This is a genomic window from Hymenobacter sp. BT491 (assembly GCF_014349165.1).
GTDB lineage: Bacteria > Bacteroidota > Bacteroidia > Cytophagales > Hymenobacteraceae > Hymenobacter > Hymenobacter jejuensis.
The window spans coordinates 1,082,859-1,096,702 of sequence record NZ_JACSJJ010000002.1 but is presented as its reverse complement, the minus strand read 5'-3'; the positions used below and the strand labels follow the sequence as shown (position 1 = coordinate 1,096,702).

The 13,844-nt window shown below is 57.2% G+C and carries 13 protein-coding genes; 6 read left to right on the top strand and 7 right to left on the bottom strand.

The features are described 5' to 3' along the window. The first annotated feature begins 213 nt into the window (after positions 1-213). Entirely contained in the window at positions 214-1,485 is a 1,272-nt protein-coding gene (locus tag H9I52_RS10415; protein ID WP_187453788.1) for a glycoside hydrolase family 2 TIM barrel-domain containing protein, read from the top strand. Between the two features lie 87 nt (positions 1,486-1,572). Here H9I52_RS10415 and ligA read toward each other — a convergent pair whose 3' ends face one another. From ligA to H9I52_RS10400, 3 genes are all read right to left on the bottom strand, one after another. Further along, entirely contained in the window at positions 1,573-3,714 is a 2,142-nt protein-coding gene (ligA, locus tag H9I52_RS10410; RefSeq protein WP_187453787.1) for an NAD-dependent DNA ligase LigA, read from the bottom strand. A gap of 174 nt (positions 3,715-3,888) precedes the next feature. Continuing rightward, a complete protein-coding gene (locus H9I52_RS10405; RefSeq protein WP_187453786.1) occupies positions 3,889-4,395 on the bottom strand; it encodes a DUF4920 domain-containing protein in 507 nt (168 codons plus the stop codon). A 61-nt stretch (positions 4,396-4,456) separates the two neighbouring features. Then, positions 4,457-5,290, bottom strand: a complete 834-nt coding sequence (locus tag H9I52_RS10400) for a hypothetical protein (protein ID WP_187453785.1) — start codon at positions 5,288-5,290, stop codon at positions 4,457-4,459. Between the two features lie 198 nt (positions 5,291-5,488). Here H9I52_RS10400 and H9I52_RS10395 point away from each other — a divergent pair, with 198 nt between their 5' ends. The 3 genes from H9I52_RS10395 (at position 5,489) to H9I52_RS10385 (ending at position 6,845) form a co-directional block, all read left to right on the top strand. Beyond that, positions 5,489-5,734 (top strand): hypothetical protein, encoded by a 246-nt coding sequence (locus tag H9I52_RS10395; RefSeq protein ID WP_187453784.1) that lies wholly within the window; start codon positions 5,489-5,491, stop codon positions 5,732-5,734. Then, the gene (locus H9I52_RS10390) at positions 5,727-6,065 is read left to right on the top strand and encodes a hypothetical protein (RefSeq protein ID WP_139517350.1); all 339 of its coding nucleotides are present in this window, start codon (positions 5,727-5,729) and stop codon (positions 6,063-6,065) included. Before H9I52_RS10395 ends, H9I52_RS10390 begins: the two co-directional genes overlap by 8 nt. Before the next feature lie 135 nt (positions 6,066-6,200). Then, a complete protein-coding gene (locus H9I52_RS10385) occupies positions 6,201-6,845 on the top strand; it encodes a heme-copper oxidase subunit III (RefSeq protein WP_187453783.1) in 645 nt (214 codons plus the stop codon). A gap of 98 nt (positions 6,846-6,943) precedes the next feature. Here the strand turns inward: H9I52_RS10385 and H9I52_RS10380 are convergent, their stop codons facing one another. Then, entirely contained in the window at positions 6,944-9,181 is a 2,238-nt protein-coding gene (locus tag H9I52_RS10380; RefSeq protein ID WP_187453782.1) for a gliding motility-associated C-terminal domain-containing protein, read from the bottom strand. Between the two features lie 147 nt (positions 9,182-9,328). Between H9I52_RS10380 and H9I52_RS10375 the strand changes: the two genes are divergently transcribed. After that, entirely contained in the window at positions 9,329-11,311 is a 1,983-nt protein-coding gene (locus H9I52_RS10375) for a M1 family aminopeptidase (RefSeq protein WP_187453781.1), read from the top strand. 82 nt (positions 11,312-11,393) lie between these two features. On the opposite strand, the gene H9I52_RS10370 is transcribed toward H9I52_RS10375, so the two are convergent. Continuing rightward, positions 11,394-12,026, bottom strand: a complete 633-nt coding sequence (locus H9I52_RS10370) for a hypothetical protein (protein WP_187453780.1) — start codon at positions 12,024-12,026, stop codon at positions 11,394-11,396. A gap of 126 nt (positions 12,027-12,152) precedes the next feature. Here H9I52_RS10370 and H9I52_RS10365 point away from each other — a divergent pair, with 126 nt between their 5' ends. Then, positions 12,153-12,620 (top strand): hypothetical protein, encoded by a 468-nt coding sequence (locus tag H9I52_RS10365; RefSeq protein ID WP_187453779.1) that lies wholly within the window; start codon positions 12,153-12,155, stop codon positions 12,618-12,620. An 86-nt stretch (positions 12,621-12,706) separates the two neighbouring features. On the opposite strand, the gene H9I52_RS10360 is transcribed toward H9I52_RS10365, so the two are convergent. Next, positions 12,707-13,153 carry a DUF2147 domain-containing protein gene (locus tag H9I52_RS10360; protein ID WP_187453778.1) on the bottom strand — a complete coding sequence of 149 codons (447 nt, stop codon included), beginning with the start codon at positions 13,151-13,153 and terminating at the stop codon, positions 12,707-12,709. Positions 13,154-13,282: 129 nt separating this feature from the next. After that, on the bottom strand, positions 13,283-13,723 hold the full coding sequence (locus H9I52_RS10355; protein WP_139517343.1) for a DUF2147 domain-containing protein: 441 nt from the start codon (positions 13,721-13,723) through the stop codon (positions 13,283-13,285). Between the last annotated feature and the right edge of the window lie 121 nt (positions 13,724-13,844).

Below are 13,844 nucleotides of genomic sequence, written 5' to 3'. Positions count from 1 at the left end.
CACTTGATTCTCCATACATACACAGAGTAATCCGTATACAAAGTAGCGTAAAAATAGTAATAATCGAAATTAAGATATAACTTTATCAGGTTTTAATTTGCATTACTCTGCCTAAGAAGAATACTCTCCATGATAGCGCTGCATAATCTGCTCACTCTGTGTGGGATAAGCCTCAGCTTGCTGACTTGCCAAAGTGCAAATACCGTGTCAGAAGTGAGCGAAGCTGACCCCCGCGAGGTTGCAAGCAAGCAAAATTTGCCGATGGTTGTGAAAGTGGCGCGCACAGCTAAGGGCTTTCAGTTGCTGTGTAATGGAAAACCTTTTCAGATAAAAGGAGCGGCTGGTTATGAGCATTATGATTTGCTGCACAAGGCCGGCGGCAATTCGGTGCGTTTGTGGAGCACCGATTATGCCAGCACGTTGCTCGATGAGGCCGAACGCAATCAACTGAAAGTGACTTTGGGCCTGTGGATGGGCACGGGGCAGCAGGGCTTCGATTATTACGATAAGGTGGCTGTCAAACACCAACTAGCCGAACTGCGTGAGCAGGTGCTGCGGTACCGCAACCACCCCGCCTTGTTGATGTGGGGCGTCAGCAACGAGCTCGACAACACTTCGAAGGGCCGCGTGCAGGTGTGGGAGGCCGTAGAAGAAGTGGCCCGCATGGTGCACGAACTCGACCCCAACCACCCGACTGTGCTGGTGCTTTCGTCAGCGCTGCGCGACTTTGCCTTGATGCGCAAAACCTGCCCTAGTATCGATATTATTGCCACCAACGCCTTCCGGAATCTGTATAAAGTGCCGCTGAAATTTGAGCGCAACGGGTGGGATGGTCCGTACCTGATCACGGAATTTGGGGCGGCGGGCTACTGGGAATCGCAGGCGGCGGAGTGGAAGACGGCTTTTGAGCAGAGCAGCTCCGCCAAGGCCGAGTTTGTGCGCCTCAATTACGAAAACGTCATCGCCAATAATCCGCGCTGCTTGGGCTCGTACGTGTTTTACTGGGGCCAAAAGCAGGAATACACGTCGTCGTGGTTTAGCACGTTTTCGGCGACGGGGCAAAAAACTGCGCTGGCCGACGAGATGCAACACCTCTGGACCGGGCGCTATCCTGCCAACCGCGCCCCGTATATCGGGACAGTCAGCCTAAACAAAAAGATTGATACTGAGAATATTATCCTGAAGCCCAATACACCGTATCAGGCCACCATTACCGCTTTCGACCCCGAAAACGACCCGCTCACGATCCGGTGGAGCGTTGTGCCCGACTACGACCAACCTGCGCTTTCCATCGAGCCGGCGGAGCTGCATACAGCGCCCCTGCCGGTGCCCAACGCGGTGCAAGCCTCCGAAGGCTTGAGTGCTACCATCCGAACGCCGGCCAAAGCGGGCCCCTATCGTTTGATGGTGACGGTCGCGGATGACCAAGGCAGTATCGGAACGGCTAACGTGCCTTTTTACGTGGGTAAATTACTAAATAATTGATTGTCAGATATTTGCATAAAAAAGTTGCTCCGGCCATTCACGTCAAAGGTGCGAACGATCGGAGCACTCTACTTTTAAGGCAAATGCCTAGAACAACGAACCCTGCTTGCCTGGTTCGGCGGCAGAATCGGCAGGCGCAGTTAGTGTTGGGTCGCCAGTCGGGGAAAGCGCATCGGCATCAGCGCCGGCAACATCGTCTTCGGCTTCGAGGTCAGAAGGAATCATGGCCAGCAAATCGGTTTCGCTGATGATGGGCACTTTCAGTTCGGTAGCTTTCTCGCGTTTGGCAGGGCCCATTTTGTCGCCGGCTACTAAGTAACTGAGCTTCTTGCTGATAGAGCCCGTTACTTTGCCGCCGTGCTGCTGAATCAGGTGTTGCAGCTCTTCGCGGCTGTGCTGCTCAAATACACCTGACAACACAAAGGTGAGGCCGGCCAACCGGTCGCTTTGGGCACGGGGCGGCTCGCCGGTCAGGGCAAGCTGCACGCCCGCCGCGCGCAGCCGCTCAATTAGCTCGCGGTTGTTGGCGTCGGAAAACCATTCGGCCAGCGATTCGGCAATAACGCCGCCCACTTCGGGCGTAGCGGCGAGCTCACCGGCTGAGGCGGCTGCCATGGCATCGATGGTGCGGTAATGCGCAGCCAACTTTTCGGCCACCGTTTCGCCCACATAGCGAATGCCCAACCCAAACAGCACCCGATCAAACGGAACTTGCTTGCTGGCCTCGACGCCTTTGAGCAGGTTGTTGATGGATTTTTCGCCCAGCCGCTCTAGGCCCGTCAGCGTAGCGGCGGTGAGGTCATAAATGTCGGCCGGCGTCCGGACCAACCCCAAGTCGAAGAAGCGACCCACCGTTTCGGTTCCCAATCCATCGATATTCAAGGCTTTACGGGAAACGTAGTGTTCGAGCTTTGCTTTCAATTGCGGCGGGCATCCTTCGTCGTTGGGGCAGCGGAAGTGCGCTTCGCCTTCGGGGCGTATGAGCGGCGTGCCGCAAGCCGGGCACTCGGTGGGGTACTTGATCGGTTCGCTGTCGGCCGGGCGTGCGGTGAGATCAACCCCCGTGATTTTAGGAATGATTTCGCCACCCTTCTCCACAAACACCATGTCGCCGATGCGCAAGTCGAGGGCAGCTATCTGGTTGGCGTTGTGTACGGAAGCCCGTTTTACCACCGTTCCGGCCAGCGGCACGGGCGTAAGCATGGCTACTGGCGTCACGGCGCCGGTGCGCCCCACTTGGTATTGAATGGAATTGAGGCGCGTACGGGCTTTTTCGGCCGGGTATTTATAGGCAATGGCCCACCGCGGACTCTTCGAGGTGAAGCCCAAAACTTCCTGTTGGCGCAGGTCATCGACCTTGATCACGATGCCGTCGGTGGCCACGGGCAGCTCGAAACGCTTCTTTTCCCAGTGATGCACAAAGTCCAACACCTCGTTGATGGAATGGCATAGGCGCCACGTATCCGACACCGGCAACCCCCAGGCTTTCAGGGCTTCCAGCGACGCGCTGTGCGTGGGGAAGGTGCGGCCGCTGCTCAGAAAGCTGTACGCAAAAAATCGCAGCCGTCGTGCGGCCACCATCGCCGAATCTTGAAGCTTGAGGGTGCCACTAGCAGCATTGCGGGGGTTGGCCAGCAAAGCCTCGCCGTTTTGCTCGCGCTCCGCGTTCAGATCGTCGAAAACGTTAATGGGCATGAAGATCTCGCCGCGCACCTCAAACTCGGCCGGTTGGTTTGGGGCTGGGCGCAGATGGAGAGGTAAGTTCTTGATTGTGCGCACGTTATTGGTGACCACGTCGCCGCGGGTACCGTCGCCGCGCGTGACGCCCTGGGTGAGTTCGCCGTTTTCGTAGGTTAGGCTCATGGCCACGCCGTCGAACTTCATTTCGCACACGTACGTGTAGTCGGCGCCTTCCAGGCCGCGGCTCACCCGCTCGTCGAAGTCACGCAGATCGGCCTCCGAGTACGTGTTGCCCAGCGACAGCATGGGGTAGCGGTGCAAGGCCGTCGGAAACTGCTTGGTGACGGTGCCCCCAACGCGCTGGGTGGGCGAATTGGGCAGCACAAACTCTGGGAATTCTTTTTCCAAGGCCTGAAGCTCTGCCAGCATGTGGTCGAACTCCTGATCCGGAACTTCCGACACGTCGTTCTGATAGTATTGATAATTAAGGTGATGCAGACGCTGGGTGAGGGTCTTTATTCTTTCCTGCGGGGAAGTTGGGTCGGACATAACAAGTGCGTCTGAACGGCGGGTGAACAAAAGGACAAAGGAAAACGAAGATTCAGACGCTTAAAAATACGGCAGTCGGCTTGGTTTAAGCCATGCGTTTTGGCGTTGGGGCAAAAAAGAAGGCTACCGTTTCGGGTAGCCTCAGGGGAGTAGGTCGTCGGAAAAGTCGGGTGGTTACTCCTGTACCAACACGCCATCTGCCTCAAAATTAAGCTGTTGCTCAGGTTTGGTGATGGCGGCAATTTCCTTCGCCGATTTGCCGGCGTCTTTGGCGTAGTGCTGCAAATTTTCGACGGGCACTTCTTCGCGGTGCGCCCAGCCGTTGATGACCACGGTTTTGCCGGCGATGTCTTTGGGTACGAAAAAGGCGTAATTCTTAAAGCGCACGCGCATTTGCTTGCCACTGGCCGTTTGCATCGTGAGCCAGCAGCCTTTGGCTTGGCACACTTCGCTGGCTTTGCCAATCAGCTTGACCTGCGCCGAATCCTGTGTGCCGAGTACTTTGGCCAATTCGGTTGCCGGAATTGCGCCCGCGCTGGTGATGGCGGCGCCGTAGGTTTTGCCCGTTACGGCCTTTTCCGTTGTGCTTGCGGCTGCCGTCGCGCTTTGGGGCGGCGTGTTTGATTGGCAGCCCAGTAAGCCGATTAGTAATGCATTGACAATAAAGGTGTTGCGCAGCATGGGCGGGAAAGTAAGGGCGTGGTCAGAAGAACAGTCGCCCTAAAATAGCGTTTTTGCGCTACTACTGCCCGCCGCTCCGCGATACCAGCGTAAGCGTCTGCTCCAGTTTATTGTTTTTGTTATACACTTCCGTCTTCACGATGCCCACGGCGGGCGCGTAATAATCGATTACTCTGCCCACACTACGTAGCACCAGATCGGCGTGCGGGGCAGTGCCTTGCTCGCGCTCGGCTTCTACTCGGTAGCACTCAAACGTGCCAGCCGGCGTGCTGATTTTCTCGGGGCCGCTCACCACCCGCCGGTTGCGCAGGGTGGTATATACTTTCGCGATGGCCACTACCGAGCTGCTCACGTCGATGGTGACGCCGCCGCTGGGCAACTGGCTGCCGACTGTGGGCTGATTGGGCCACGCCAGCGGCACAGGCGTGTAGGCAAGGCGGCGGTCGCGGAAGGACTTCAGCGCGTCGTAGTTGATCTGGGCCATGCCATCGGTAAAGCTCGTGTCGCGGCGGCAGAAGAAGGTAAGGTCCTGAAGATGAAGAAGTTTATTTTTTTCATCATAGGTGCCGCTCTTCAGCAACACATTGTTCAGCGTCACGGTCTGCTTTTTCTCTTTGCTGGTATCAGTGCTGGGGCGCACCACGCGGTTGTGCACTTGGCCGGCGGGTTTGCCAGCGGCATCTCTGATTTCATACACAACCTCCATGTTGTCGGAGAGGCCAAAAGGGTGCGCGCAGTCGACGGCTGTGGGCAGTGCCGCTTGCGGAGTGTGGGCCGCTACCGGCTCGCTGACGGCCCGCACCTGCTCGGATGAGGTCGCGGGTTTGGTGCAGCAAACGGCACCAGTCAGTGCAAAGCCGGCAACTAAGGGGCGGAAGGAGCGGGGGCGGGGCATAACGAAAGGAAGAGGGATCGCGGCAAGGGTGCGTAAAACGCTTACGTAAGTAGAATTATTTGGATTAAGCTAAACCACGGATTTAATAATGTTGTGGGGAAAGCACCGAACATTGAAATTGTACCTACAACTTGCGCTTTTCCGTAAGCGAAAGCGCAACTTTTCTCTACCGCCACTACCCCTTACTTTTTCTCTTTCATGGCTGATTCTTCTCAACAACCCGCCGCTAACTGGGCCGACACAGCGGCCGCTTTACTTTCCAAGCTTTCGGGCAGCGTAGAACTCTCGTTTACGTTCGATCAGATGGAATTGCAAGTTCCTAATAGTCAGAATGTTAATGCAGCGCCTGCGACGTGGCGCCTCAACGGCTCGTTGCGCATCCGCACGCGCGGTGAAAATCCATCGGCGGCGTTGCCCCAAGCTACTCCTTCGTCCCTTGGCTAACGCGCTCGAAATTGAGGCGCGGCTAGTCATTTCGCACGACGGCGACGACATTCAGGTGGCGGCTTCGGGCACGTACCTGATCGTTAATATACCGAGCCAGCGCGTACTCGACAAGCTCACCAGTACGCCCAAAGGAGCGCCAAAAAAGCCCAAGGCCGCCAACGCGCCCGACCCCTTGCAGCAGCTCAACGACCTGGCCCGGCGGTTGGGCTTGGTGCTCGACTTGCGGGTGGCCGGCAAAACCTACGTGACCTTCGGCGTCGGGCGTAGTCCGAAGATTACGCTCAACGCCGTTTTGGGTAAACTAGGCTCGTTTTTTCGGGGCGAGTAACCGCGAAAAGAGCTAGCCATCCGCTCGTTTTTTGCGTACCTTGTTCAGAAGGCCTACGGTGCGGTTGGAGAGGTCCGGCTCGGAACTAAAGGCCCGTTTTTTGGTTTGCCAAGACATACGCGCCATCACCACCCGATGAATTCTGACAAAGAACATAAAGACAAAGTAGGGGCAGGCCGTCCACCCTCTGCCTTTGCCCGCATGGAGCGGGTGCCACCGCTGCTCATGCTCCTGTACCTGGGCATGATCGGCATCACCGTGCTCTTCGCCATTCTGATGGTGATGTACGTCCGGACGCGCATTTTTAGCGGCATTCCTACGGGCTTGCACCCGTTTCCGCGCTACTTTTCCATTAGCACAATCGTTTTACTAGTAAGTAGTTACACGCTCAGCCAAGCCCGGCGCCTGTACCAGCAAGACGACGTTACCAACTTGGCCCGGTGCCTGGGCGCGACCCTGATTCTGGGGCTGACGTTTGCCGGGCTGCAAGTGCTGGGCTGGCACGACCTGATGACGCAGCGTGTCCTGTTTACGGGCGAGGCCAGCGGCACGTACGTCTACATCATTTCGGCCTTGCACGTGGCTCACTTGCTAGGCGGCGTATTGTTCCTGACGGTGCTTTCCTTGCGTACCCTGCACGCCTCCCGCGACGGCGTCCGGACGTTGGTGTTTATCCGCAATCCGTACCGCCGGCTCCAGCTGCGCATGGTCAGCATCTACTGGCACTTCATCGACGGGTTGTGGGTATTGCTGTTTGCGATGTTCCTCTTCTTATATTGAAGCAAATCAACTGCATAAAAAAAGCTCCGGTGCCGACACGCTGGAGCTTTTTTATACAATTAATTCAAAGTTAAGTACTTGATATATAAGTATTTATTTTATCGCGCAATGGTGACCAAACCCTTAAAGCGTTTTTTATTCGTGTACTCAATCAGATAGAGATACGCGCCGGAGGGCAACTGACCGCCATCCCAACTGAAGGTGCGGTCGGTGGTGCGGTATACTTCGTTGCCCCAGCGCGTGAATATCCGGATGACGGCAAAGCGCGAATCGCAAAAGTCGGGGGGCAGGGCCGGCATGGTGAAAAAGTCGTTTTTGCCGTCGTTGTTGGGCGTGAACACGTTGGGCGGCAAGAAGCTGGCGGTATCCGTATTTGTGACTTCAAAGCGCACCATGCGTATCTGGGGTTTGGGCAGGCAAGTGGCTTCCTGAAGCTGAAACGTAACTTCCAGCGCACCCAGCGCAGTCACCGCATCGCAACTGGCCTGCCACCGGAAGACGCCGGTAGCACGGCCAGCCCCGTTGTGAGGCTCGAAGCTCATGCCCGCCGCGGCCAAATCGAAGTCTTTGCCGGCGGCCGTAAGCGTCAGCTGGTCGGCGTCGGCATCCAGGCCCTCCAGCGTTACTTCGTACGTCCCGCCCAGCGGCCGTCGTACCACCACGGGGGCTTCCCCGGTCAGGGCAAGCGGCTGCGAGCTGGTCAGCGTAGGGCCCACGTTCTGATAATCAATCTGGATGGGGACAACCACGCTGGCTGTTTGCTTGGTGTTGCAGGGCGATGCCGCCGCCGTAAATTCAAATTCATACAGCGACTTGCTGGCCGTTGGGCAGGGCGCGCGCCACGTAAAGCGACCCCGTAGCTGGTTGTTGCTGATGCCCTGCACCAATTGCGCGCCCAAACTAGTGGGCGCAAATCCGCGGCCGGTCATCTCCAGGGTCAGTGGGTCGTTTTCGGGGTCGGTGGCGGTTAGGTCGAAGGTGATGGTAGCGCCTGGCCGCACGTGCAGCGGAAACGTGGGGCCGGCTGTGCTGACCAGCGAGGGCGCTGCATTGGGGTCGGGCTGCGACGTAAATGCCACCTGCACCGTGTCGCGTTTGGGCAGGCTACAGCCGTCGTCGGCCACAATTACGTCCAGTAAATACACCTTGCCCTTGGTATCGAGGCAAGCCGGAAAGCACAGCTGCGAAACCAGCGTGTCGGGTGCGCCCTGCGTCCGGACGGTGCCTTGCGCAAGGGACAACTCCGGCAGTGCGCCCGTAAAATTGACCGGATGCAACGACAAACTCAGTCGTGAAGCTGGGTCGAGGTCGGTGAAACGCAGGGTTGCGCAGCGGTTGCTGGTGGTCAGCCGCAACGTATCGATGCCCTCGCGGTAGGCCCTCGTACGACCCGTCGTGCGCACCGTCAGGGAAGGCGCTTGGTTTTGCGGACAGTTGAGCACCTTCAACTGAAAATCGCGGCGCACTTCCCCAATTTTCTCTCCCTTGCGGTATTCCGAGCACCGGATGCCGAACACAAACAAGCCGAGCTGCGACGGCCGCACCTCCAAGCGCCCCGTTTGCCGGCCAATGCTGAGCGTGGGCGTACCCGGAATTTGGTTGGTAGCACTTAGGCCCGCATTCCAGGTGATGTTGCCGTAGGGGGCAGGCAGCGCCAGTGGCTTGGAGTTGGTAGGATCCGCCGTGGAGTGGCCGTTCAGCGGGGTAACCAACTCATACACAAGCGAATCGCCGTCTATATCCTGGCCGCCGAAGTTGTAGTAGAACAGCTCGCCGCGGCAGGCATAATCGCTCAGGGGCGGAAAAATGCGCGGCGTCGAGTCGATGAAGGGCTGGCCCCGGCGCGACACGGCCGGAAACTCCAGGTAAAACGTCTGGCCGGCATCGCCGGGCGCCACGATGTTGCTGATGCCGTTGTTGCGGCAGCAGCGCTCCACAGCCACGTAATAGCCCGTGCCGTTGGAGTATGAGGCAGCCGGCAAGTCAATCGCGCGACTGTAAATAAGCTGGCGGGTGCTGAGCGAGGGCGAGGTACAGGCCGGGTTGGTATAGGCCACGAACGTATTATTAGTCAGCGGCAACACGATGTCCTGCATCCGGCGGTTGGTCCCTTTTTCGAAGATGGTGGCTGTCAGGTCGTTGTCCAGCGCGCCGGGGCTGCCATTGATCGCGTCGAAATACAGCGTCAGGGTCAGCTGGTAGCTGCCGCCCGATTTGTATTGCAAGTCCAGCTCGCCGCCGACAATGTGCGTGGCGTAGGCTACTTGGCTCATTAGCAGCAAAAGCAGCAAGCCCGCGTACTTTCGGAACGAAAACCGTTGTAAAAATGCGTTCATGCAGAAGACAATAAGGTAAGTTGCGTTCTCCTTACAAGATACAAAATCGCGTTCCGACCTCGTACTTTCGTAGTCGGTATTTTGATTAAGGTAACTATCTGTAATATAAGATGTTAACTGGGGAGTGCTATACTTCCTAACGCTTGCATGAAGCCTAACCTATCCCTATTGCTGACCCTGCTGTTGTGGACGCTGATGACAGCCGCCCGCGCCCAGACGCGTACGCCAGTGCCTGTGCCCGACGCTGCCCTGATGTGTGCACAGTCTCGCTCGACTACGGCGCTGCTCAAACCCGCGACCACCGTGAGCCACCGGCGGAAGATGGACCGCTACGACGTAACCTATTACAAGCTCGACATCGCGCTCGAAAACACGTCCCGCAACGTGGCCGGCTACGCCCGCATGCAGGCCCGCGCCACGCAGGCCCTCGACTCGCTGGCTTTTGAGCTGTATCCTTCGCTGGTCATTGATTCGGTGGTGGTGAATGGCCGCCGGAGCCTGGGCGTGCGCCGCAGTGTCGGTGATGTAACGGTGGGGATGGCCCAGGCAGTGCCCGCAGCTTCGCTGTTCAACGCCTACATCTATTACCACGGCGCGGCGGTGCCCAACGGCCAACTGCCACCCGCAGTCGATTACGCGCTCAATACAGCTTTGGTGGCGCAGTACAACACCAACGTCACCTGGAGCTTGTCGGAGCCCTTTTATGCTTACGAATGGTGGCCCTGCAAGCAGGTGCTCACCGACAAAGCCGATTCGTCGGACGTGTGGGTGACCACCACCAACCCCAACAAGGTGGGCTCCAATGGCGTGCTCGACCGCGTTACACCCTTGGCCAACAACAAAAGCCGCTACGAGTGGAAGCAGCGCTATCCCATTGATTACTACCTTATTTCGGTGGCCGTGGCGCCTTATGCGGAGTATGTAAACTACGCCAACCCCGTCGGGGGCGCACGCATCCCGATTGTCAACTATGTCTACAATCAGGCGGCACTCAACGACTTTCGCGCCGAGATCGATCGCACGCCGGGTTTCATCGAAAACTACTCAAAGCTGGTTGGTCCGTACCCGTTTGCCAAGGAGAAATACGGGCACAGCATGGCGCCCATCGGCGGGGGCATGGAGCACCAAACCATGACCACGCAAAGTGGCTTCAGCTTCACCCTCACGGCCCACGAGCTGTTTCACCAGTGGTTTGGCGACAACGTAACCTGCGCTTCGTGGGAAGACATCTGGCTTAACGAAGGCTTCGCGTCCTATGGCGAGTACCTGTCGTATGAGGCATTGGGCACCCCGGCGCAAGCCCGCGCCTGGATGGACGACGCCCACAACACTACGCAACGGGTGCCCAATGGCAGCGTGCGCGTAAGCGACACTACCTTCACGAGTCGCATTTTTGATAGCCGTCTGAGTTACAAGAAAGGGGCGGCCGTTATTCATATGCTGCGCTACCTGCTCAACGACGACGCCAAGTTTTTTCACGCGCTGCGTACGTACCAAACCACCTACGGCGGTCGGACGGCGCGCACCACCGATTTGCAGAAAGTATTTGAGGCCGAAGCCGGCCGGCCGCTGGGTTACTTTTTCGAGCAGTGGTACCGTGGGCAAGGCTATCCTTCGTTTAACATCTTCTGGAATCAAGTGGGGGATAAGCTGTATGTGCGCTCCGTGGAGATTGCTTCCTGGCCCACGACCACCCCCTTTTTCGACACCGATCTTGACCTGGGCATCACCACCAGCGCCGGAGTGCAGGTCGTCCGGTTTCACCAGAATCAGCCCACTACGCAAGTCGTGTTGCCTGTCACCGGCACCGCAATCAGTCTCCAGATCGACCCAAACCAGTGGGTGCTCGAAGGGTCCTCGACGGTGCAACGAGATGAAACGCTGGGGATTCCCGTCGAGGTCGAGTTTGCTATCTATCCCAATCCCTGCTTCGATTATTTGAAGGTAGCCGGCTTGCCAGCCGCCGCACACGCCGAGGTGATTGACGCCTTGGGCCGGACAGTATTACAGCAGAATTTGCAAGTAATTGATAGTCAAATAGATACACGTAATCTTGCTTCGGGCCTTTACCAACTGCGGCTGACTACCGACGCAGGGCAAGTACTGAAGAGCCGGTTTGTGCGCCTCTAAACGCTCTTCTAAATCCAGCAAAAAGCCCGATCGACATCAGTGGATCGGGCTTTTTTAGTGTGAAAAGCAGAGTTAAAGCTGCTTACGCTTTGGCGTACTCCTTGATGCGGGCCTGCACTTCGGCGTCGGCGGGCGGCAGGTTAAACACCGCGTCCATGAGTTCATCAAACGATTTGGCCACCGTAAAAATGTTGTCTTGGTAAGGATTGCTGAAAAAGCGAATGAAGCCCGGCTGCCCGTTGATGCTCACCAGATCGACGGTAACGGTGCCGAATCGCTGGTTGCAGCGGCCCGTCACGGTGCAGTCTTTGGGCTGGGGCTTGAGGAAATGCTTCTCGATGGTTTCGGTGTAGCGCGGGTGGTGCAGCACGCGGCGGTCGGAGGTAGAGAGGTTATAACCCAGGGCCAGCACCCGATCGCGAATAAAATCGAACAAGTGGCGAAAGTTGCCCGGCCCGATGCTCGGATCGAAAAAAAACAGTGCCCCGTACCGGCCACATTCATCGGCAAGCTGCACCCGAAACCCCCGATCCGTGACGCCCGCCTTGCGGAAATGGTAGGCTTTGAAAAACGGCCCCATCCAGTTAAGGTATACGCGTTGGTGCACCCACTGCGAGTGGGCGGTCTGCTCGGCGGGGGTGCGCTCCAACGGTTGCCAGTTGGTAAAGTCAGCCCCGCGGTCAGCGGATAAGAGCTTTTTTAGAAAATTCAACAAAACGGGAGAGAGATTCGCGATCTGAGTGCAAACACGGGCCCAGCAAAATAGTTTCTAAGAAGAAAGAGCAACTTGGTTTGAGAAGGCTCGTCTTTATGACTTGATCTATCTGTTAATCAGCAACCTATGACTGTCACACAACGCACTACACTCAAACAACAACTCTTAGCCGAATGCCGCCGCGTGCAGCAGCAGAAAGCCGACACCGCCCGCCAAGCTATGCTCGACGTGCAGGAAAGCGCCAACGAAAGTCAGGGCGCCATCGAAGATAAGTTTGAGTCGTTTCGCGAGGCCTGTCATATTCAGCGCGACTTGTATGCACGCCAACTCGACGAAGCGCTTTCGGGCCTGCAAGTGTTGCAGCGCGTGCCCGAAGCCCGTCCGCCCAAAGACCAGCCGGGACTGGGCTCAGTAGTTGTCACCAACGACCAGCGCTTTTATATTTCGGTGAGCATTGGCGAAATCCAGGTCGAAGGCGAGCCGTATTGCGCCATTTCGGCCTTCTCGCCGCTCTTTCAGGCCATGTCGTCGAGCCGCACCGGGGAGTCCTTCGACTTCCGCGGCAAGCGTTATTGCATCGAGGAGATTTATTAAGCACCCAGAAGGCTATATTGATAACTATCTTATTGTCAAATAGTTATTAAATTTCCTTCTGGAATTCGATACGTCTTAGCCGCACTTCACTTCGCGACCCGCGACCAGTAGTGGGAGCGGCCGATCATGGAAAAACCGATGTATCCCTTGATTTCCAGCCGGTCTTGGCGGTCCAGGCGCAGGAAACAGGAATAGGTATGGCCGTTGTGCGGGTCGTAGATTTCGCCGCCGTCCCAGAGGTCATCGCTGGCGTTGTACGTCAGGTTTTGCACCACTACCAAGTTGAGCAGCGGTCGGCTGCGCTTTTCGGGGTCGGGGTTGCGTAGGTCGGTCTTGGGCCGCCCCGTTACGGAATCCTGTGGCTGATTCAGCCAGACGATGCGGCCGCATAGCTTCTCCCCACACCGATAAATTTCGATGTGCGATTCGGCTACGTCGTCAACCCAGATGCCAACCGGCGATGCCGATTGGGCCCAGCCCACTTGGGGCGCCGCCGCCCACCACAGCAACAACCCCACCCACAGATATTTCAACAGCGTACCGGCTTTACTACACGAATGGACTGCGCATTGGCAGGTCCCAGTATTTGCGCAAGATAAAAAAACAGCGACCACCCGAGCTGGGAAGTCGCTGTATAAATACGAGCAGAAGCCGCCGTTGGGTTACTTCACGCGCGTCCAAGATTGTGAGCGCCCGATCAGCGAAAAGCCGATGTAGCCTTTCACTTCCATCGAGTTGGCGCCCAGCATTTTCATGTAGCAGGAGTAGGTTTTGCCGCTCTCCGGATCGTAGATTTTGCCGTCGTCCCACTTGTTGTCCGAGTCGTACACAAAGTCCTTCATAAACACGAGGCCCAGGCGGGGGCGCGAGCGCAGCTTGGGGTCGGGGTTTTCCGAGTCGGTTTTGGGCTTGCCGGTTTTGGGGTCGTTGGGCACGGTCAGCGCCACGATCTTGCCGCACAGCTTGTTGCCGCACTGGTAGATCTCAAAATTGGCTTTTTTCTCGCCGTTGGTCCATACGCCCAGCGGCGAAAGAGTTTGTGCGCTGGCTACGCCAACGAAGCCTAACAGCATCGTTAGACACAGGAGCAGGGTTTTTTTCATGGGAGGGAAGATGACTGGTTTGGGGGAAAAGATAGGGGAAAACTCCTGAATCTGGATGGCTCGCGGAGGAGGCAAGCGTTGCAAGCACAATTGCAAGTTTGAGGCCAAGCCTGGAAGGCAT